Origin of the sequence: Xenorhabdus bovienii (assembly GCF_024721015.1) — a bacterium.
Classification (GTDB): domain Bacteria; phylum Pseudomonadota; class Gammaproteobacteria; order Enterobacterales; family Enterobacteriaceae; genus Xenorhabdus; species Xenorhabdus bovienii.
This window is the reverse complement of record NZ_JANAIF010000346.1, coordinates 1-385: the sequence shown is the minus strand read 5'-3', so window position 1 is coordinate 385 and position 385 is coordinate 1. Positions and strand designations below refer to the sequence as shown.

General features: G+C 55.6%; 1 protein-coding gene. It reads right to left on the bottom strand.

Features of this window, described 5'->3' with window-relative positions:
- The coding region (locus tag NXS07_RS20915) for a DUF4123 domain-containing protein (protein WP_258087622.1) at positions 1-385 on the bottom strand (385 nt) is incomplete at both ends.

The window sequence follows — 385 nt, the reverse complement described above, 5'->3', positions numbered from 1 at the left end:
GGCGACAGCATCAGTGACCAGTCGCCAGGCGTGAAGGCAGGGATCATCGCGCCAAAAACACGGGCATCCATAATGCGGAACAGCACCTGTTCGCCATTCATCATGACCAGTTGCCGGTGTTGCCAGTGGGTAAGCTGCTCCTGCCAAGGTATATGACTGCGGTATGCCCAGCCCCAACTGTTATCACTGAGTGCGTGGCGCTCCAGCATCTCCCCTATCTGGTATAGCTGGCTGCTTTTCGCCTGTACCAGCCACGGGCTTTGCTTCAGCATCTTGTGCATCGGCGTACCGCTGTAGAGCGGAAATGCCTGCTCAACCCAGTCGTTATGGTAAAACTGATCGACCGGATTGGGTTGCGCCAGCGAATTGAGGATAAAGAATACCG